We start from the raw sequence: 18,709 nt of genomic DNA on the forward strand, positions 1-18,709 counted from the left end.
GGAAAGCTACGATACTTGGGAGCAGCCAAATCTGAATCAAATTACTTTCTTACCTATCTCGCTGATATTCTTCTAACAATCGTGGAATGTGATCATACCCATCTACACCGATAACTGCAATGATTTTCGGGCGGTGTTGCTGTAAGAACTTTTGGAAATTTTCTACCCCTATTTGTCCTTGTAAAATTGTCAGTAACCCTGCTGGTTGCCGCCACTCACGAGAAGCAATTTGCTCCAAAAGATACATTCCCAAGGAGCCGGTGTAAACAGTTTTTTCGGAATTTTGCAGATGATAATAAGCTTCTGCCAAATAAGCTAAGTTACGCCCTTGCAAATACAAATCACCGGAAACTTGTGCTGTTTTAAAACCATCTTCGAGATATTTAATTGCAGTTTGGTGTTGTCCAATTACTAGATAGGCAATTCCTAAGCTACTGACACATAAGGCTTTACTTTGGATATCGCCTAATTTTTCTGATAATTTTAAACCTTGTTCCAAATAATTAATTGCAGCTTCATAAGTTTCGGGTTCTAGGTTTTCTAGTTCCTGAGCCTGCATGACTTCGCTGTAACCTAAATTTACTAGCGCGTTTGCTTCTCCTGTTCTATCGCCTGCTTGCCGACTCAGCATTAATGCTCGTTGACTGTAGTTGATTGCTTCAGCATAATTTTGCTGTTGTACGTAGGTGCGGCTAAGGTGGTTGAGATTGGCAATTTCACAGGTGCGATCGCCTGCATTTCTGGCTATCTCTAGTGCCTGCTGATGAAAATCAAGTGAGCGCTGGTATTGTCCCAAAGCACGCTGAGAATAGCCTAAAAGTGTTAGAATTCGCGCCTTTTCTTGGGTTCCCTCTCCTCGTCGCAGTGGTTCATCCAGATAATCTAGGGCATCTCGCAAATAAGTACCAGTGAAAGAGGCAAAAATCCCACCGTAAAAGGGAAAATAGGGACGCTGGGCAAAGGTTCGCAAAATCTGGAGCATAATTTGAGAACAGGCATCGCTGTATACTGTGACGATGCCGCTAAAACCAATTGCTAACTGACTCCAAATTACTGCAAAGGTCAAGAACGTGGAAATAGACAACTTTGGTCCGGCTTTAACATCGTAAGCTTGTTGGTCAAACCAATTAATTAGTCCCCGTTGCAAGAACTGTAAAATCAATGCCATTTCCACCCAATCTCTGAGGGTGATGCCCCGTTGCTGTTGGGCAAACTCAATTGCCGATTCTTCCCTCGCCAAGGTGCGAAGCAGTCCTTTGGGTAACTCACTATTGAGTTGTTTAGCCCAACTTGCCCAAGGGCCACGTTCTCCTGGTACACCGCCAAATCCCAAAGATTCTTTTTGCTCGTACATCCAACTGAGCAAGTTGTCTTGCAATCGCTGCCAAGAAGCTAAACCACGGGTAATACCTTCAGAAAATTCTTGTAAATCAGAATCTAGTTGAGCAAATTGCTGTAATGCTTTTGACAACTGCTGTAGCTGTTGTGAATTTAGCGGATACTTCTGATTGGGGTCAGTAACCCGGATAAATGCCGCCAGACGCTCGTTAGCAGTGGCTGTGGTAATTTCTGTAACGGCGGAGGCGATCGCTTCTGTGGCTTTATTTTGTTCTTGCCAGCGTTGCCATTGACTTTGAATGGTTTTAATGGCTCTCAAACTCCGAGTAGCCTTGGCTTTCTTGAGTTCGTCTTTTTCGCTATCTACTTGGCTTTGGAGGGCATTTAGGCGATCGCTCAAAGCTAGCTCAAAGACTTCCCCTGTACCGGAAGTGATTCCTTTAAGCAGCAGTTGATACACCTGTTCTACAGAGCTAATTTTGCCCTTGAGGGTGGTTTCGACAATTTCATCGATTAAGGCAAGATAGCGATCGCTTAATGGCAGAGAGTCTGGCACTTTGGCTACTAGGAGAATATCACGTCAATTCTAATTCTAGTCTTCTTAGACATCTGGTGATATTAAATATACGTTATCCAGAACCGTTGTGGAGACTAACGCCATAAATTCTCGCTAATTACTGCTGTCAGTCAACCTGGTAGAGAAAGAGGAAGTGCGATCGCAAAGTTTAAATAGAAATTGAATAGCAATGACAAATCCAGAATGGAAAAATGCCGTATACCAATGCTGTAATCCATTGAACGTGTCACGAATAATCTTCTAAAAACAACGGCGATTTACTGCTTACTGTGCAGGCAGCATCCCAATGAGAGCTTAAATCTTTTCCCTCACTCCCAGCCCCTCTCCCAACATCCGTGAGAGGGGAGACATAATTCTAGTTCCCCGAATCCCAAAGATGGGAGAAGGGGTTAGGGGATGAGGGCTATCAAGGTTTTTGCACATGATGCTCCCTACTGTGCAGATTTATTCTGTTTACTGAATAAACTTGTTGAGTTCCTGAACCAATAAATGTACCCTTGTTGATGGATTATCTTTAGCTGGAATGTGAGGATTATATTGTTTAAGAAGATTTTCAGCATTTTTAATAGCAATAGGTTGCTTATCAAATAGCTCATCATAAATCGTTTCGCTATTCTTCTTATATGTCCGACCAAATAAACAAGTTAACTTTTTTAGATAATCACTTCGAGGAATACCAGTATTGAGAAATTCAAAATGCAGAACATACCATAATTCAAACGATTCATTAGAATAAGCTACTTTAAACCCCTGATCCTCAGCATTTTTAATAGCATTATTAAAATCTTCTATAGTCCAAGAATCACGATCAAAAACGCACCAAATCTGATCATACTCTTCTTGTTTATTAAGATACTTGGCGCTTTCAACTAGTTTACTGGGATTCTCTCCTAAACCCTGCACATCTATTTCCGCGACATTCTTAGGAACACGAAAACTCCTAAAGTAGTTAGGTTCGGTCTTGGCTCCTTCACATACGATTAAGAATCTTTGCTTGACTTCCCTAGTATTAACTTTTCTCGGTGAGTATCCACGAGAGTTTGCTTTTATTCTAGGCATGAGAGTCGATTAAATGATTTAAATTTCCGATATATGGAATTGCGCCATATCTACCTTTAATATAATCACTCTCAAATGAGGTATCGTTACTTATATTGTATTCTGCTAGAGAGTACAAATCTGTTGCACCATATCTATTCTTTTCAGTAAACCAAATCTGATCTCTACGAAAAAGCTTATTGTTAAGCAAATTGGTATCATGAGTCATAAATATTAACTGAGCATTATTTGGATTCGTTTCGTTGGAATTAAATAATTCCACAATTGCACGACTGATTAAGGGATGAATTCTAGCATCAAATTCATCAATAATTAGGATTTTACCGTTTTTCAGTGTATCAACAAGAGGTCCTGCCAAAGAAAAGACTTTTTGAGTTCCTTCAGATTCTTGATTATTTAAATTAAAAAGCTCTTTTGTAGATATAATATTTCCTTTCTCATCAAATTTACGGTGCATGGTTTGAATTGATATCACTTTGTTTCCAGCACTTTTTAAAATGAAATTCTTTATTTCATCTGGAAATTTAATAAGTAAAGAATCAACAGTCACTTCACTTTCTTCTACCTTTACATCACCAAATCCTAAATCTAATTTTTTGATTAACTGAATAATTTCATCTTTATTTTCATTATTCATTAAACAACTAACTGTGTATCCTTGATAGCCACTATCATCTAAACCAGAGATAAGTTTAACTCTGTTTACCAGCCAATCCAAGATTTTCTCTGCAATCTGCACATTAAATTGAGCAGATACAGACAAGAAGAGAGCATTATGTCTTGTTTTCTGCTGAATCCCTTCAGCTTTATATGTTTTAGAAACACTAATCTTGTCCAGTTTGCGCCCAAAAAGTTTAGTTTCTTTTGATTTAGGGACATAAAATAACCATTCAGAAACGACTTTTTCAAGAGTTGCCTCGAATCCATATCTATATCTCTTACCACTCATTAAAAATACTATTTCAAAAAAAGATGGTTTAGCTTCGGTTTCAGTGCTGAGTTTAAATCGCTCAACACCTATTTTTTCCGTGCTTTGAGTCTCTTTAGAAGAATTAATCATGAACCATCTCATGAAACCTAAAGCTGTAGCCAGATTACTTTTACCACTAGCATTTGCACCGTATATTGCGGCGCTTTTAAGTACTTTTAAATCATTATCTATTTCAAAAACGTTGTTTTCGTCGAGCTTTTTGTCTTTTGCGGCAAGGTTAGCTGCCACCATACTAAAGGTGACTTGCTCTTTAAACGATCTGTAGTTGCCGACACTGAATTCAATAAGCATAGGATGAAGTTTAGGCTTAAGACAGAAATCTGTTAATAAATCATAATTTACTGCTTTAAGAGTAGCAATAATTGGTTGAAGATGCTAAGTTATAAGGCTGTTTAATGCATACAAATGTACTGTTAAGCTAAACCACATCTAGTTTGCATATCTAAAATTTATATAACTCTTGTGGGGTGGGCAACATGAGCGCTCTAATTATGCAAGTTAAATGTGGAACAGCTTATTAGGGTATGCGGTATAATAAACGCCTGCACCGGACGATTGGCTATTTTGTTGCAAAAACTGATGATAGACACGTATAAATCAAGCAAAAGTTTAGGTACAAGAAAATTACTTCAGATAAATCAGCAAATTCAACCCCGGAATTGTACGGGAAAGTGTCCACAAAACTAGGGTGATGTAAATTAAACCCAAACTCCATTGATACCAAGCAAGTGCAGAGATGATACCTGGTAGGTGTTCATCTCGTAGGCGGATGTCGTTAAATCCTAATTTAACTAGGTTGTTAAGACTAAAATCATAGTAGTTTAGCCAGTTCCAACGGCGATCGCACAACAAGGGCATATATCGTTCCCGAAATGTCTGATTCCTTGGTATCACTGGTAAACGTCCAATCAATAATCGTAACTGGCGAAATGTGCCGTCTTCTGTGAAGTAAGAAACGTCCATTAAATCATGATAACGACCTTGTTGGTAAAGCCGGCTCAATAAAGCCATTGGTACGGGGACAATAATTATTAAAAGACACCCCAATGTTAGCCAAGGTTGTTCAGCGTTGCGAAAGATCGCTAGTAAGCTGAAGAATTCTAAAACGCTAAAACTGACTAATATCGAAATGGTTTCATAAGATGTGGGAATAATTGGTACAGGATGCAGCCGACGACAGCGATCCACTAGCCAAAATAGTAAGCCGAAATAAGCGATCGCTAATCCTCCCACACCAAACACTAACCAAAAACTCGTACCATAGCCACTCAACAATAACAGTACACTCAACGCCAACCAACTCCAAGCTTGCAGTAACCACTCACCGATAGAAAGGGGTTCGCCAACAATTAGGCGATCGCTCAGTTGGGTATATTTTTCTAAACCGATGTCTGCTAAGGTGAGTAACTCATTGCTGTTGCGAAATGGTTTGATGAGACGACGCTGGGCGATCGCTTGGGCTTGAGTTGGAGAAAAACCCCGATTAATCAAATTTGCGACAGTTGCACTGTTAATATTTGTAGCCGTCAAACGGCGACTCATTTCTATTAATCGCAGTCGTTGTTTTGTGTATTCTAGTTCATTAGCATCAGCAACTTGCTGTTGTTGACGGAAATTTTGCCCCAAATTCCGCAAGATGTTTTGATTACCTTGCAATGTAGGGATACAAAACATTTTACCGATCTCACCGGGATTACCTAAAATTTTCGCTTTGTTGGAGTTAAAAGTTAAACCAGGTACGCTTAAACAAGCCTCTGTCACAAATCTGGCATCACTAAAATCTGCTTGGTTAAGAATGTTTGCACCTTGCAGATTTACCGATTGGTTAAACTCTGCTTCCCGAAAGCTTACAGCTTGCTCAAAAGTCGCTTCTGTTAAAAGCAGAAAATTATTAAAATTCGCTTTAGTAAACTGTACTTGATTGGCAAAGCGCACATCCGAAAAATCAGCATTTCCTTGCCATTGCACACTACTGAATTTAGCCAACTGTTTAAAAGTTGCTTGGTTGAAGTTAGCAGTCTTTTCAAAGATATTGCCTTGAAAATCAGCAATTTCCTGAAATTTAGTTTGTTTAAAATTAGCTTTATCAAAAAAAATACTGCCTTGAAAATTGCTTGATTGCTGGAAATTAACACTGTTAAAACTAACCTGACGAGCAAATCTGGTTTCAGTCCAGTTAGTAGCTTGGAGAAAAGTTGCACCTTGGGCATCTACAGACTGAAGAAAAAATGTATTGGAGAATTTCACTTCACCATTAAAGCGAGTTTGCACTAGTGTTAAGACACCACGAAAGACGATGATTTCACTGGATGGTGTTGACTGTGTTCCTAAAAGCGATCGACAATCTTTAGAGTTGGGTAAAGCGTAAGTGTAGGTTGTCGGGGATATCCCTAGTGAATCCAGACAAACGAGACGCAAATGTTCTAGTTCTTGTTGTTCGGTAGCGGTGAAAATGGGAGCGTAGACGCCTCGGGGTGAGGGGGTCGCAGTCTTCTCCCAAGGGTAGGGCTTGTCGCCAGACATCGCTTGAGGATACAAGGGTGTTCTTAAACCCAAATCGCTGCCAACAAAATCCCCCAAAATCCGAGCATAGCTGAGGTCTAAACCCAAAGGTTTTGCACCTAGTTCTTTTCGCAGTAGTTGGTAAAAAGCATCATGAAAGCTGGCGTTTTCTGGGCGCAAATCAATCACCATCTTCTGCAAATCTATAGTCAAATTTCCTTCGCGGAGTATGGGTGTACGCAGTCGTTCTTGTAATAATTCCAGAGTTAAGGGTGTGCGTTCTGGTTGTGTTTGTGCTGCTAAAGTAGGTAGGAAGAGGAAGAGGAGAAGAGTTAAAACGCAAAGGTACGCAAAGGAAAGCGCAGAGGTTCGCAGAGAAACCCTTGTGTGTGCTTTTGGGTTGAACTTCTGCGTGTCTATGCCTTTAAAAAATAATTTATGCAAGTTCGTCGCTAATTAGCAGAACAATTTTACCCGCCACAGACCCGCTTTCAATCAGTTGGTGGGCTTTAGCCGCTTCTTTTAAAGGAAATTTGTGACTAACATGGATTTTTAACTTGCCTTCATCGATCCAGGTGGCGCATTGTTTGAGAATTTCTGCCTGATGCTGGAGGTTCTCTTCTAATCCTAGCAATGCTGGTGTCAGCATTAATTCTAAACTAATGCGGAGATTGCGTTGTCTAGCAGTTTTCCAAACAGTATTGGCATCAGGTTCGAGAATTGTCACAATATCGCCGTATACTCGCACTGCGGGGAAGGTTTTGTGAAGGGTTTCGCCGCCTACGGTATCAAAAGCTAAGTCTACGCCTTTGCCGCCAGTCCAATCTAATACCGCTTCCACAATGTCTGTTTGTTTGTAAAGAATTACATGATCAGCACCAAGTTGTTTGACGAAATTAGCTTTTTCTTCAGAACTGACTGTGGTAGAGACAGTGGTGCCTTTGAGTTTGGCCAATTGAATTGCTACATGACCAACACCACCAGCACCCGCATGAATCAAAACCTGTTCCCCAGGTTCTAATCGTCCTCGTTCATATAAAGCTTCCCAGGCGGTGATTAATACTAAAGGTGCTGCTGCTGCTTCGGCAAAGGAGATGGAAGCGGGTTTACGTGCCACAAATCGCTCATCTACAACGGTGTATTCAGCATAGTTTCCTTGATGTGCGCCTAAGCCGCCATAGCAAAAGTATACCTCATCGCCTGAGCGAAAATGCTGAACCCCAGCACCTACTGCTTCGACAATACCAGCACCATCACATCCTAAAATTGTCGGGGTGCGATCGGGGTAAAAAGTGCCTCGGCTACGAAGTTTAGTGTCAATAGGGTTAATGCCAGCTGCTACCAAACGTACTAAAAGTTCAGTATTCCTTACAGGAACAGCAGGGTTTGGCACTTCTTGTACTTGCAGAACTTCGGGACTGCCAGCTGTTGTCATCAAGACTGCTTTCACAACTCTTTCCTCCTGGCTTGAGATGCACGTTATTATGCAACTTTAGCGCAAGAGGGTAGACACAGAGCTATTTATGAGGGACAATTGCTGATACTTGTGTCCCTTTTAGTCTAAACTCCATTATGCACATTATGGCTAATAATTAAGTTTATGGAGCCAAATGTTGAAATTCGCCGTTTGTTAGATGTCATGCCTGCTTCTGGTCGGATGACGACAAAACTTGTTAGTAAGCCGGAGCAGGCAAAAGTGATTGACGCGTCCTTTCCCCAACCCTGGAATCAGGCGCGACCAATATATATTAATTTTGATTTGTGGCGTCGCTTGACAAAGCCGCAACGAGATTTGCTACTGTTGCAAATGGTTAGCTGGTTGACGGGGGTCAAGTGGTTTAAACCCGACATTTACCAAGGTGTGGTACTGGCTGGGCTGTTAGGCGGATTCTTGGAAGCAGCACAGTCAGATGTGGTGGGTGTAGCCGTAGCTGGGGGGCTAAGTGCGATCGCCACTTTTCGGATCTGGCGCACTAATAAATCTCAAGAGTCAGAGTTAAATGCCGATACAGCAGCAATTAAAATAGGACAGAGGCGCGGCTATTCAGAAGTAGAAGCAGCACAGCACCTATTATCTGCAATTGAAGCGGTAGCCAAAATTGAAGGGCGTTCTGGTTTAAATTTTAGCGAATTGATTCGTTGCCAAAACTTACGAGCGATCGCAGGTTTATCACCAGTGGGGATGCCAGAAAGTTATGATAAGTAAAAAATCTTTATTTCTATGGGTTTTTCAGAGCGATCGCTCCACAACGTTTAAATTTCAGATGAGGTTTTGATCTTGTCTCAGCTTAATGTTTCGGATAATTTATTGTTTTTTAGAACTGTAGCTCCTAAAAGGAGCAGGTTTTAAATCTTACCCCCCTTCCCTTGTAGGGAAGGGTTGGGGGTTAGGTTTCTATTCGACTCAACTCAGAAGCCTATAGCTGCAATGCATGAGGCTATTCTACACTGTAATAAGAGAATGTGTGTTTTACTGATTTAGATATCAAAAACTGGGGAGTTTTGTCATACCTTCTCGGTGTAGCTGATGAGGTGATTACCTCGTGTAGTAAAACTTAACTTAAATTCTGTCAGTTACTAACGGAGTTGATAGGAATGGGCACCTTGATTTTTATTGGCTTGATAGTGGTTTACGGAGGCGGCGTTTGGAAGTTTTGGAATGGGTTTGGGCGGACTAATTTTAATCCAACTTTGACCAATCGCATTGGTTTATCTTTGCTATGGCCAGCTTTGTTTATTACAAATCAATCCTATCGTCGAAACTTTAGAAAGGCGTTGAAGGGCTAGAGTTTACTATTAAGTTTAAAGTCATCTGAACCTGACGGTGGCATATATCCCAATATAAATCTAACCCGCCAACCCCCTTTCCCTACTAGGGAAAGGGGGTTGTGTTTGCTCATACTAGAAGCACAGGAATTAGGGGAAGGATAAGTTCGTAGTGCTTACAAGTGCAACCCGTTAGCAGTTGGGAAGTATTTCAGCTGATAAATTACGAATTATTAGTGATTGGTCAGCACATGGATTGCTCCACCTACAGCTGCACCATCAACAGCATTGCCAAGGGTGTCTCTGCGATCGCCAGTAATTGCACCAGTCAATGCGCTAGCCCCTGCACCGACTGCGGCATCTTGAGCAAGATTTCGGTGACGAGGATGCTTTCTCAGACCATTTGCACCATTCACGGCTGCACCAGTTACACCACCCCTAACAGCATTTTTTAAGACATTACCATGTCCCAGAACTGCTCCCGTGACTACATTGGTAACAGCCCCAATACCTGCATCTCTTAATACTTGGTCATCAGCAGCAGCCGGTTTAGCGGGAACTAATGTGACACCAGCTAAACTTGCAGCCATAAGACTGGGTAAAAGTGTACGCTTTAGGATATTATTCATTGTGTTACCTTCTCAAAACATCAAACAATCCAAAGTTACTGAAACCGGATAAAATCTGATTTTATCATCTGAACAACAGCAACTATTTATTGTTCGAGACTATATATATAATCTCATTTGCCAAGTCATAACTGCATCTACTGAAAGCATGAATATAGATTCAGTCCAGAGAAGGCCTTGATGATTTATTAGTACAAGCAGGGCATTAGGGATTGACAAAAACAATTAAATATGCAGTCTGCATTATTTAGATATGAAAGTTGCCTTTTCATTAGTAGCAAAGAATTTATGATCTTGAAGGAGGCAGGAGGCAGGAGGAGTTTTTCAGTTGGGGATTGGACGCCTACTGATTTAGCAGCCCTGAACTCTTGTTCAGTGGGGGTCTTAAACCCAAGACTCTTTGCTCGCGGGCTGTTACAGAGTCCAGTTTTCCTCCTGCCTCCAGCCTTCCTCGATAAACCGCGTAGTGTTTACCCTATCTATCTAAAGGTAGTTGCCAAAATAATTAAACTAACTTCTTGCGGCTGATATTTAATTTTCTTAGTTTAGCAGCTAGACGTTGCGACGCCGAATAGACCGTCGTAGACATCGCTCCCATCCTGTCTTTAGCAAATTACCCCGATTATTCCACCAGCACAACCAGGGTAATTCTAGGTATTGGCGGGGGACTCCCGCGATCGCGTTGAATTTTTAGTAAAACTGATTATTGACGAAGATTATGGAATCACCAATCGAACGTATTCGCCTCTCCCAAACAGCGAAAGAGCAACTTACCAAGCTCAGACGCAGCACTAAAATCGAGCAATGGAATATCCTATGTCGTTGGGCGTTTTGTCGTTCCCTCGCAGAATCAACCGCACCCTCCCCCGTCCCAATTCCCCAAGATAGCAACGTCGAAATGACTTGGCGCGTCTTTGGCGGCGAAATGTCCGATATTCTGCTCCTCGCCCTCAAGCAACGCTGTCACAATGACGGCTATCCCACCGACAAAGAAACCCTCGCCAGCCAATTTCGCCTGCATTTGCATCGCGGTATTGGCTACTTAGCAGGCGATCCAAATATCAAGAAAATTGAAGATTTAATTGAAGTGGCCATTAAATCTTGAAAGAATATTAGGTGCTGGGTGTCTTAATTACGAATTATTCTTATGCCTGAAGCGCTAGAAATCGAGCGTCACAGAGCTGCGATCGCTCGCACTGACATATCTCGCCCCGTGCGATTGGCAATAGAATGGGCAATCCTAAATCAAGACACCACTTTTTTTGACTACGGTTGTGGCTACGGTGGTGATGTCCAGCGAGTAGCAAACTTAGGCTACACCAGTGCAGGCTGGGACCCTTACTACTATCCTGATGTACCACGCACCGCCGCCGATGTGGTCAATTTGGGCTATGTCCTCAACGTCATTGAAGACTCAGAGGAACGCCGTCAAAGCCTGATCCAAGCTTGGGAACTCAGTGGGAAAGTTTTAATTGTCGCTGCTCAAATACTGATTAACGCTCCCAGTAAAACCCAACTTGCTTACAATGATGGCATTGTGACACGCCGCAATACTTTTCAGAAATATTACGAACAAGAAGAACTCAAAACTTATATTGATCAAGTGCTAAATGTCGATGCGATACCCATAGCATTAGGCGTTTACTTTGTTTTTCGAGATGAGGCCCAAAAAGAAAGTTACAAAGCTATCCGCTTCTTTTCTACCACCTCTACACCCAGAGTTCGCATCCCCACTAAGCGGTTTGAAGACTATCAAGAACAGCTGCAACCACTCATGGCTTTTTTTACCAGGCGCGGTAGACTACCCGTGAAAGGCGAATTGGAAAATGAACAGGAATTACTGAGGGAATTTGGGAACTTTCGCCGCGCCTTTGGTGTAGTTTTACAAGCTACTGATGAAGCTGAATGGGATGCGATCGCTTACCGTCGTTCTCTAGATATCCAAGTTTATCTCGCCCTGACTCACTTTGATAAACGCCCTGCATGGCAGAAGCTAGCGCCAGAAATGCGTCACGATATCAAAGCCTTTTTTAGTAGCTATGAAGAAGCTTGTCAAGTCGCCGATCAAAAGCTTTTCAGTTTAGGGAAGCCTGGGGTGATTCAAACTGCTTGTGAAAAAAGCAAAATTGGCAAACACACGCGCGGTGCCCTTTACGTCCACGTTTCGGCACTAGCAGCACTTAACCCCGTGCTACGGATTTGTGAAGGTTGCGCTAGCCGTACCATTGGGCGTGTAGATGAAGCCACATTGATCAAATATCACACTGATAAGCCACAAATATCCTATCTGTGTTACCCTGATTTCGATACTGATCCCCATCCAGCATTAAAAGCTAGTATAACTATTGACTTAAAAACCCTAGTCGTCACTCACCGAGACTATGCAACTAGAGCAAATCCGCCGATTTTGCACCGCAAAGAAACATTTGTTACCAGCAACTACCCCGGCTACGAAGAATTTGCTCAACTCACCCAACAAGAAGAACAATTAGGATTACTCAATCACAAAAGCGACATTGGTACGCGTAAAGGTTGGGAGAAATGCCTTACTGCACACGGGGTAGAAATCAGGGCACATCAGGTTTATTCCATTAAGGAAAATTAAGCAATAATCACACTGTTAGAGTATTGCTGATCTAGCGTTTCCTAATCATAGAAGGTATATCTTAGCGCCCTCCCCGCAAGCCTACGGTGTACACACAAGTCGAAAAAAGCTCGATTTCCCATTGTTATCTCCTTCCCATGCTCTTCATGGGAATGGCTGATTAGGGGCTGCCGCCTCTAGTCAAGACATTGAGCCAGAGACTCAATGAATGCATTCCCAGGCGGCAGCCCAGGAACGAGTAATAGCGTTTCCTAATCATAGAAGGTATATCTTAGCCCCCTCCCCGCAAGCGGGGAGGGGGTTGGGGGTGGGGTTCTTGTACCTCACTCAACCGAGAACCGCTACATATATCTTAAATAAAAAAAATCTTCGCAGGTTTGTGTGCTTACACGAAATTAGACAGCAGTTATGGCAAGATAACTGCAATTCAATTAAATAAAAAGGAATCTTCAAGATTGTGCAAGTAAATAAATCGCTGCTACGAATTTATGGCAGCCCGAAGATGGGAGCTTTGTTATTTCTTGGCTTTTCATCAGGGTTGCCGTTATATTTAACCAGTCAGACATTACAAGCATGGTTGAGCAAAGAAGGAATCAGCTTGGCAGCGATCGCCGCTTTTAGTTTAGTAAAGCTACCCTATTCTTTAAAATTTCTCTGGTCGCCTTTACTAGATAGATTTGTACCGCCTTTTTTGGGGCGACGTCGAGGTTGGATGGTAATTACACAAGTAGCATTACTGTTAAGTATAGCTGCAATGGCTTTACAACACCCATCCCAAGGGCTACAACCTTTAATAATTGCTGCTGTGGCCGTTGCTTTTTTTAGCGCCAGCCAGGACATTTTAGTTGATGCTTACCGCACTGATGTAGTGGAAGTCCAAGAAAGAGGTGCTGGAGCATCTATTTATTTATTGGGTTATCGCCTTGCTATTTTAGTAACGGGTTACGTCACGTTATTTTTGGCAGACAGAATGCCTTGGCAAGCTGTTTACCTGTTGATGTCGTTGTTGATGCTCGTAGGTTTGCTAAGTTCTATTTTTGCACCAGAACCAGTCCTACGCGATCGCCCACCTCAGACTTTATCCGCCGCCGTCAAATTACCCTTTATTGAATTTTTCCAGCGTCAGGGCTGGCTACAAGGACTTTTAATCCTGATATTCATTGTGATCTACAAGTTGGGGGATTCTTTACTCAAGAATGTATCCACCCCATTTTTGTTAGATAAAGGCTTACATTTCACTCAAACCGACATCGCATTTCCTGGTGCATTGGGAATTTTCGCCACTATTGTTGGCACCTTGGCAGCAGGAGCAGTAATGACCAAAATTGGTGTTAATCGGGCGCTTTGGATATTCGCCATTATGCAAGCTGTCGGCAACTTGGCTTTCTTTGCGTTAGCAGTAGTAGGTAAAAACTTCTATCTAATGTTAGCTGCCGTTAATATAGAACAATTCTGTGCCGGTTTAGAAACTGCTGCTTTTGTAGCATTTTTGATGAGTCTTTGTAACCAAAGCTTTTCAGCTACACAGTACGCCTTACTTTCGAGTTTGCAGGCTTTTAGTAGAGATATTGTCACGGCTCCGGCAGGTACCTGGGCACAAGCCACCGGCTGGTCTACATTCTTTCTACTGACAGCAATAGCAGCTTTGCCAGGATTACTATTATTACCATTCTTTGCCCCTTGGAATCCAAAGCCAGTGGTAGTATTATCCAGACCAGGATTAGAGAACGAAGAAGAGGATATATGGGGAATCAAGTAGTTATTGCTGTCGGCACATTTATTCTCTTACTCACTGGTTTATTACTTGGCTATGTTCTCTCGCAGTTAGTTCTAGGATTTCTCGCATTTAACCTCCTAACTTTTTTCGGAACACTCAGCCTAATTTTAATTTTTGGTACACTTTATTACGTTTTATTTTGGCAGTTGCGGAGAGAACAGTCCCGGTCATCAACTATAAATGAAGGGATACCAAACCAGGTAGAGGAGGGTTTATCTGATAGCTATCTCAAAAACAGACTAATCGCTAAATTATCCGGTGACACTGCTGCTGCCGAACGGTTAATTGAACAAGCAAAAGAAACTTATCCTGGGATGCCGGAGAATTGGTATTGCGAAAGAGTGCTTGATGACTTAGAGCGCGATCGCCAGAAGGAGTAGGGAAGTAGAGACGCGATTAATCGCGTCTGTACAGGAGTTAGGAGGACAAGGGAGAATTTTTCCAATCGCCAATGCCCCATGCCCAATGCCCTATTCCCAATTCCCATGCACATAAAATTGCTAAAATAAATCAAGAATACTTCACAAATCTTCAGCTAAGTTCTCATAAAAGTTCGTCACTCTGTTTGCAATTAAAATATGGCTATTTTTCGTCAATACATCGCCCCACTGCTTGCAGTTTTGGTATTTCTCTTTGCCTTAGTCGCAGTCAGCGCCCGGATCTTTTTACCTTCTGATATGGCAGCACCCGCACCAATTGAAAAGGTAGAGATGAGTTTTCAACCGACTCCAACTGATTTACCACCAGCAGCACATAACTTAGCTAACTAAGTAAATAAACGTATTTAAGTGTCTGAACAACTACTACCTGGGTATATTATTCGCCGTGGCTCCGCTTTGGAGCGATCGCTCCTACTTAAATTCATGCAGCGAACTTATGAGGATCTCTTTCCCAATGAGGATTTTTCCCACCTAGAGCAAACAGTTAAGCAATACTTTTCTAGCGATACGCCCTTGTGGTGGGTTGAGGAAGAGGGGGAGCAGGGAGCAGGGAGCGGGGAGCAGGGGGAGCAGGGGGAGCAGAGGGAGCAGGGAGCAGGGAGCGGGGAGCAGGGGGAGCAGGGAGCAGGGAGCGGGGAGCAGGGGGAGATAAGAAGAATAAGCAATGCCCCATGCCCCATTCCCAATGCCCAATTCCCAATACTTCGGCAACTCTTGGAGACGCTACGCGAACGCTCAGTACAAGTGCCCAATTCCCCTATAGCCTGCCTCTGGGTGGGGAATGCCATAGATCAAGTGCAGGGAAACCGTCATGCTCATATCTTTATCCTCTACGTTGTACCAGAACATCGGCGACGGGGTATTGGTAGGGCGTTGATGCGATATATAGAAAATTGGGCTATTGAAAGAGGCGATCGCCAGATTGGACTGCAAGTGTTTCAATCGAACAAACCCGCATTGAATCTTTACAATCAGTTAGGTTATCAAACCCAATCCATCTGGATGGTAAAATTCCTGAGTGCAGAACAATAAACCAAAAGATAGCGATCGCTGTAGCGTCTGAGGTTCTCGTTTGGATAAAACTCAACGAGGGTGAAAATAAAGTGTATAATACTGCAACTTATATTTATAAGGCTTTAACTTATTGGCGCGGGGGTATATGTTAATCCCTTTTCGGGATTGAAATGAAATTATGTATGACGAAGACGATCTAAGCCTACTCGATGTTGAGGAGGAGCTAGAAAGCCCCTTAGATAAAATAGAGCCGCTAACTGCCGAATCAGTTGTGGCAAGACCCGATCCAGAAGTGATGCTATCCCTCCTGGAAAATCCCCAACCCCAGCAACGAATGTTAGCGGCTCGTGCTTTTTGTGATATTGAAGATGCACGTGCGACTCCCCATCTAATTCGCCTGTTAACTGATACCTGTCCTTTAGTGCGGGTGAGTGCAGCTTATGGACTCGGACGCAATCCCAGCTCAGAGGCAGTGAGTCCGTTAATTGCTCAACTAAAAAATGATTGGAATGGCTATGTACGTAAAGGTGTTGTTTGGGCTTTAGGAAACTGTCGCGATCGCCGTTCTTTACCACCCCTAGCAGATGCCCTAAGAACTGACATTTCCGCAGTACGTTTGTGGGCTGCTAGCGCCTTAGCACAGATGGCAGAAGTAGGTTATGAAGCAGTTATCGGGGCAACACCACCATTAATTGAAGCCTTAGTCAAAGACCCCGTGGCAGCAGTGCGGAGTAACAGTGCCTGGGCAATTGGTCAACTGTGCCGCGAACTACCTTCTAATGTAGTTTATGCCACAGCGATCGATGCCCTAATTCAAGCCTTTGCCGAAGACCAAGATTTGGGAGTACGGGAAGACGCCAAAGCCTCACTGTTAGGAGTGGGTGATCCCCGTGGCTTGCAGTTGATTGAAACCCTGGAACAAGAAGGGTGGTTTTAATTTGGACATTGGGAAAGAGGAGGCAGAAGTTTTTGAATTTTGAATTTTGAATTGATTTCTCCCTCATCCCCCAGTCCTTACTGACCTTCAGCTACAGGTTTGACCAAATTTAAGTCATAAGGACGCTCAGTATCATCCTCACCTAAATATTCACCATTTTGAATTTCTAGAATAACTAGCGGAATGTGTCCAGGATTTTCTACCTTATGTAGGGTTGCTGCGGGAACATAAGTTGATTCGTTTCGATTTAGTAATGTTTCCACATCGCCACAAGTCACCTTTGCCACACCAGAAACTACAACCCAATGTTCATTGCGGTGATAATGGATTTGTGGTTTAATGCCATGCCTGGGCTTAATTTCAACACGACTAATTCTATAGGTTTCTCCCTCCTCGATCACCTCCACCTCACCCCAATATCGTGTGCCGGAATGTGGAGACAATTCGTTGATATTTGACTGAATATTATTTTCGTTCTGAGTCATAACTAATTTCTCAACTAGATGATTATGGATATTTTGAATTGTTCACTCCCCGGTATACTGAATCCTGTAAATCCGATTATTAGCTTCTTCTGTTAATAGTAGACTACCATCTGGCAACACGAGTAAACCTACAGGTCGTCCCCAAGTGGTTGGTACAGAAGGATTTAGCAAAAATCCGGTGAGAAAGTCTTCGTAATAGCCAAGCGATCGCCCTTTAGCATCGAAGGGAACAAATACAATTTTATAACCAGTGCCGCGATCGCGGTTCCAAGAACCACGAAAAGCAGCAAAAGCACCATTCCGGTATTTTTGTGGAAAGGTTTTACCATCATAAAACTGCAAACCCAATGCTGCTGAGTGCGCCTGGAACAGTACATCTGGTCTTTGGGTACGGGCTACTAAGTCAGGGCGTTTACTTTTGCCATCCGTCTTTTGGCGCGGATCGAGGTTGTTTGGTGTCAAATAAGCATAAGGCCAGCCGTAAAATGCCCCCTGTTTAACGCGTGTCAGATAGTCTGGCACCAAATCATCGCCAATTCCATCCCGTTCGTTAACAGTGGCATAAAGTTCCTTAGTTACAGGATGAAAGTCTAAACCAACAGGGTTACGCAAGCCAGAAGCGAAAGTCTGCTGTTGGGAACCATCTAAATTCATCACCTGTATCGAAGCCCGTGGTAAGGATTCTTCATCCACATTGGTTCCTGAACCAACTGAAACATATAATTTTTTGCCATCGGGCGAGACAACAACATTGCGCGTCCAATGGTTGTTATAACCTTTAGCAGGTAAGTCGGCAATTTTTTCCCCCTTCCCTGTCATCTGATTTTGACCTTTGGTATAGTTAAAACGCACCACAGCATCTGTGTTTCCCAGAAAGAAGGAATTACCTGTAAAAGCCATACCAAAGGGTCTATTGAGTCCGTTTTCCCGACTGGCAAAGGTTTCTCGAACGTCGGCTATGCCGTCAGCATTGCTGTCACGCAACAGACGAATCCGATTTTGCCCGGTTTCAGTCACTAAGACATCACCACTGGGGGTTAAAGCTAGCCAGCGTGGGGCATCTAAACCATCCGCAAAGACATTTACTGTAAAGCCTGATGGTACACGCAGCACCGGATTTTGCGGAATGGGTACAACCTCAGGCCGCTTGGAGGCACTTTTTGTCGCGAAGGGTACTGGCAAATTCTTCAGATTGATCCTGATGGGTGTGGGTGAAAGTGTTTGAGTACGGACGATATTTTTTGACTGTGTAGGATTGTGTGTCAGTTGTGCAGAAGGTACAGATGTTTGTGGCGTGGAATTATCTGAAGAAGCGCGAATCTGGTTACAGGCTGCTACCAAGGTTAGTAAAAAAACTGGCAGCAAGAAACGCGCAGGGACTTTCATGGCGGTAGACACTATACACAATTTTTATACTTTAAATTTGAGACTTAATAATTGTCGCCAGTCTAAAGTTTGATTTTTTTTAGTTAGTCAACCTACTTAAGGTAGTGGGGATTAGGGATTGGGGACTAAATTCTCTTCCCAATGCTCAATACTTCTCTTCTTAGGCGGCGCCAACGGCAACTCTTGGAGACGCTACGCGTAGC

The 18,709-nt window shown here is 42.9% G+C and carries 17 protein-coding genes; 9 read left to right on the top strand and 8 right to left on the bottom strand.

Annotation, left to right across the window (positions count from 1 at the left end):
- Window positions 1-49 precede the first annotated feature (49 nt).
- The 5 genes from V7K97_RS02360 to V7K97_RS02380 form a co-directional block, all read right to left on the bottom strand.
- Window positions 50-1,894, bottom strand: a complete 1,845-nt coding sequence (locus tag V7K97_RS02360; RefSeq protein ID WP_334799096.1) for a tetratricopeptide repeat protein — start codon at window positions 1,892-1,894, stop codon at window positions 50-52.
- 474 nt (window positions 1,895-2,368) lie between these two features.
- Window positions 2,369-2,974 (bottom strand): RloB family protein, encoded by a 606-nt coding sequence (locus V7K97_RS02365; RefSeq protein WP_334799097.1) that lies wholly within the window; start codon window positions 2,972-2,974, stop codon window positions 2,369-2,371.
- On the bottom strand, window positions 2,967-4,256 hold the full coding sequence (locus V7K97_RS02370; protein WP_334799098.1) for an AAA family ATPase: 1,290 nt from the start codon (window positions 4,254-4,256) through the stop codon (window positions 2,967-2,969). The genes V7K97_RS02365 and V7K97_RS02370 overlap by 8 nt, the downstream gene beginning before the upstream one ends.
- A gap of 333 nt (window positions 4,257-4,589) precedes the next feature.
- On the bottom strand, window positions 4,590-6,911 hold the full coding sequence (locus tag V7K97_RS02375; RefSeq protein WP_334799099.1) for a pentapeptide repeat-containing protein: 2,322 nt from the start codon (window positions 6,909-6,911) through the stop codon (window positions 4,590-4,592).
- Window positions 6,904-7,917: a zinc-dependent alcohol dehydrogenase family protein gene (locus V7K97_RS02380; protein WP_334799100.1), complete on the bottom strand. Its 1,014-nt coding sequence runs from the start codon at window positions 7,915-7,917 to the stop codon at window positions 6,904-6,906. The genes V7K97_RS02375 and V7K97_RS02380 overlap by 8 nt, the downstream gene beginning before the upstream one ends.
- Window positions 7,918-8,067: 150 nt before the next feature.
- Between V7K97_RS02380 and V7K97_RS02385 the strand changes: the two genes are divergently transcribed.
- Window positions 8,068-8,673, top strand: coding sequence for a DUF3318 domain-containing protein (locus tag V7K97_RS02385; protein WP_334799101.1), 606 nt, complete (start codon window positions 8,068-8,070; stop codon window positions 8,671-8,673).
- Window positions 8,674-9,062: 389 nt separating this feature from the next.
- The gene (locus tag V7K97_RS02390) at window positions 9,063-9,254 is read left to right on the top strand and encodes a hypothetical protein (protein ID WP_334799102.1); all 192 of its coding nucleotides are present in this window, start codon (window positions 9,063-9,065) and stop codon (window positions 9,252-9,254) included.
- 212 nt (window positions 9,255-9,466) lie between these two features.
- Here V7K97_RS02390 and V7K97_RS02395 read toward each other — a convergent pair whose 3' ends face one another.
- Entirely contained in the window at window positions 9,467-9,862 is a 396-nt protein-coding gene (locus tag V7K97_RS02395) for a hypothetical protein (protein WP_334799103.1), read from the bottom strand.
- Between the two features lie 718 nt (window positions 9,863-10,580).
- Here V7K97_RS02395 and dndE point away from each other — a divergent pair.
- The 7 genes from dndE (at window position 10,581) to V7K97_RS02430 (ending at window position 16,635) form a co-directional block, all read left to right on the top strand.
- The gene (gene dndE, locus V7K97_RS02400; protein WP_334799104.1) at window positions 10,581-10,967 is read left to right on the top strand and encodes a DNA sulfur modification protein DndE; all 387 of its coding nucleotides are present in this window, start codon (window positions 10,581-10,583) and stop codon (window positions 10,965-10,967) included.
- Window positions 10,968-11,009: 42 nt separating this feature from the next.
- Entirely contained in the window at window positions 11,010-12,467 is a 1,458-nt protein-coding gene (locus V7K97_RS02405) for a DNA phosphorothioation-associated putative methyltransferase (RefSeq protein ID WP_334799105.1), read from the top strand.
- Window positions 12,468-12,924: 457 nt separating this feature from the next.
- Entirely contained in the window at window positions 12,925-14,226 is a 1,302-nt protein-coding gene (locus tag V7K97_RS02410) for an AmpG family muropeptide MFS transporter (protein WP_334799106.1), read from the top strand.
- Complete coding sequence (locus V7K97_RS02415) at window positions 14,211-14,624, top strand: ABC transporter permease (protein ID WP_334799107.1); 414 nt, start codon at window positions 14,211-14,213, stop codon at window positions 14,622-14,624. Before V7K97_RS02410 ends, V7K97_RS02415 begins: the two co-directional genes overlap by 16 nt.
- 198 nt (window positions 14,625-14,822) lie before the next feature.
- The gene (locus V7K97_RS02420) at window positions 14,823-15,014 is read left to right on the top strand and encodes a hypothetical protein (RefSeq protein ID WP_334799108.1); all 192 of its coding nucleotides are present in this window, start codon (window positions 14,823-14,825) and stop codon (window positions 15,012-15,014) included.
- Between the two features lie 18 nt (window positions 15,015-15,032).
- Window positions 15,033-15,716 carry a GNAT family N-acetyltransferase gene (locus V7K97_RS02425; protein ID WP_442938893.1) on the top strand — a complete coding sequence of 228 codons (684 nt, stop codon included), beginning with the start codon at window positions 15,033-15,035 and terminating at the stop codon, window positions 15,714-15,716.
- Window positions 15,717-15,876: 160 nt separating this feature from the next.
- Window positions 15,877-16,635, top strand: a complete 759-nt coding sequence (locus tag V7K97_RS02430; RefSeq protein ID WP_334799109.1) for a HEAT repeat domain-containing protein — start codon at window positions 15,877-15,879, stop codon at window positions 16,633-16,635.
- Window positions 16,636-16,712: 77 nt separating this feature from the next.
- Here the strand turns inward: V7K97_RS02430 and V7K97_RS02435 are convergent, their stop codons facing one another.
- Together V7K97_RS02435 and V7K97_RS02440 are read right to left on the bottom strand one after the other, a co-directional pair.
- The gene (locus tag V7K97_RS02435; RefSeq protein WP_334799110.1) at window positions 16,713-17,120 is read right to left on the bottom strand and encodes a phosphomannose isomerase type II C-terminal cupin domain; all 408 of its coding nucleotides are present in this window, start codon (window positions 17,118-17,120) and stop codon (window positions 16,713-16,715) included.
- 42 nt (window positions 17,121-17,162) lie between these two features.
- A complete protein-coding gene (locus V7K97_RS02440; protein WP_334799111.1) occupies window positions 17,163-18,506 on the bottom strand; it encodes a PQQ-dependent sugar dehydrogenase in 1,344 nt (447 codons plus the stop codon).
- Between the last annotated feature and the right edge of the window lie 203 nt (window positions 18,507-18,709).

This window comes from Nostoc sp. (assembly GCF_036917815.1).
In the GTDB taxonomy this organism is placed as follows: Bacteria; Cyanobacteriota; Cyanobacteriia; order Cyanobacteriales; family Nostocaceae; genus Nostoc.

Coding starts and splice junctions, on each gene's coding strand:
- V7K97_RS02365 (WP_334799097.1), bottom strand. CDS start 2,974: ATGCCTAGAATAAAAGCAAACTCTCGTGGATACTCACCGAGAAAAGTT.
- V7K97_RS02370 (WP_334799098.1), bottom strand. CDS start 4,256: ATGCTTATTGAATTCAGTGTCGGCAACTACAGATCGTTTAAAGAGCAA.
- V7K97_RS02385 (WP_334799101.1), top strand. CDS start 8,068: ATGGAGCCAAATGTTGAAATTCGCCGTTTGTTAGATGTCATGCCTGCT.
- V7K97_RS02390 (WP_334799102.1), top strand. CDS start 9,063: ATGGGCACCTTGATTTTTATTGGCTTGATAGTGGTTTACGGAGGCGGC.
- V7K97_RS02395 (WP_334799103.1), bottom strand. CDS start 9,862: ATGAATAATATCCTAAAGCGTACACTTTTACCCAGTCTTATGGCTGCA.
- dndE (WP_334799104.1), top strand. CDS start 10,581: ATGGAATCACCAATCGAACGTATTCGCCTCTCCCAAACAGCGAAAGAG.
- V7K97_RS02405 (WP_334799105.1), top strand. CDS start 11,010: ATGCCTGAAGCGCTAGAAATCGAGCGTCACAGAGCTGCGATCGCTCGC.
- V7K97_RS02415 (WP_334799107.1), top strand. CDS start 14,211: ATGGGGAATCAAGTAGTTATTGCTGTCGGCACATTTATTCTCTTACTC.
- V7K97_RS02420 (WP_334799108.1), top strand. CDS start 14,823: ATGGCTATTTTTCGTCAATACATCGCCCCACTGCTTGCAGTTTTGGTA.
- V7K97_RS02430 (WP_334799109.1), top strand. CDS start 15,877: ATGTATGACGAAGACGATCTAAGCCTACTCGATGTTGAGGAGGAGCTA.
- V7K97_RS02435 (WP_334799110.1), bottom strand. CDS start 17,120: ATGACTCAGAACGAAAATAATATTCAGTCAAATATCAACGAATTGTCT.
- V7K97_RS02440 (WP_334799111.1), bottom strand. CDS start 18,506: ATGAAAGTCCCTGCGCGTTTCTTGCTGCCAGTTTTTTTACTAACCTTG.